3 protein-coding genes are annotated in these 1,005 nt (G+C 74.4%); all 3 read left to right on the top strand.

What is annotated here, in order from left to right; translation table 11 throughout:
- On the top strand, nucleotides 1-236 hold a 236-nt coding region (locus N869_RS18090; RefSeq protein WP_035063136.1), incomplete at its 5' end, for a hypothetical protein.
- Nucleotides 237-255: 19 nt separating this feature from the next.
- Complete coding sequence (locus N869_RS15405) at nucleotides 256-777, top strand: signal peptidase I (protein WP_052105656.1); 522 nt, start codon at nucleotides 256-258, stop codon at nucleotides 775-777.
- Nucleotides 774-1,005: hypothetical protein (locus N869_RS15400; RefSeq protein ID WP_035063135.1), on the top strand; the 232-nt coding region annotated here is incomplete at its 3' end. The genes N869_RS15405 and N869_RS15400, both read left to right, overlap by 4 nt.

Here is a 1,005-nt window from a genome sequence, read left to right as displayed (position 1 = left end):
TGGGCTTCGACAGCGCCTACCAGGGGCAGGGCTACCGGACGTCCGGCGTCGTCCTGGACAACGTCGCCGCCGCGTGCGACGGGCTCGACGTCCAGGTGACCGTCGCGACCGCCGACGGCACCTCGCTGCACGAGTTCACCGCGAGCGCCACCGAGGGCCGCACCGTCCTGACCAGCCCGTCGGCGAGCATCCCGGCCGCCGACATCGAGAACATCTCCGTCGTCATCTCCGGCTGAGCCGGGCCACCGGGCAGCGGTGACGCGCCAGCACCGAGCAACCGACGCGGGCACCTCGCGCCGGTTGCTCGGTGCTGCCGGCACGGCGGCGTGGGTCGCCCTGGTGGCGGTGGCCGTCACGCTGCTGTGGCCGACGTCCCTGGGTGGGTGCACGACGCTGACGATCGTCTCGGGCCGGTCGATGGAACCGACCTACAGCAGCGGTGACCTGGTCGTCGCCCGGTGCGGTGCCGCGCAGGTCGGTGACGTGATCGTGTACCGGCCACCGGGTGTGGACGGCGCCCGGGTGATCCACCGGGTGGTGGGTGGTGATGCGCAGGGGTGGGTCGTCCAGGGCGACAACAACGACTTCCTGGACCCGTGGCGACCGGCGGCCGACCGGGTCGACGGGGTCGCGGCCGTGCACCTGCCGCACCTGGGCCGGGTCGCGTCGTTGCTGATCGACCCGGTCACGTGGGTCTCGGTGATGCTGCTCGCGCTCGCGGTGGTGGTCTGGCCCGGTCGGTCCGACGCCCCGCGGGCCACGGAGGGGGAGCGGTGAGGCGTCGCACCGCAGCTGCCGCAGCGACGCTGGTCGCGGTGACGGTCCTGTCGGTGGGTGCCGCGACGGCCGCGTCCTTGCCGTTGCGGGGCGCCACGCTGACGTCGACGACCGCGACCCACCCGTGCCCGGGCCCGGTCCAGGTGCGGGCGTCCGGGGTCAGTGCCACCACGGTCCAGGTCACCGCGCCAGCCTCGTGCGAGGGGCGCGCCCTGCAGCTCGCCGTCG

Source organism: Cellulomonas bogoriensis 69B4 = DSM 16987, assembly GCF_000767165.1.
GTDB lineage: Bacteria > Actinomycetota > Actinomycetes > Actinomycetales > Cellulomonadaceae > Actinotalea > Actinotalea bogoriensis.
The sequence above is the reverse complement of the archived record's forward strand: the minus strand, read 5'-3'. Positions and strand labels throughout refer to the sequence as shown.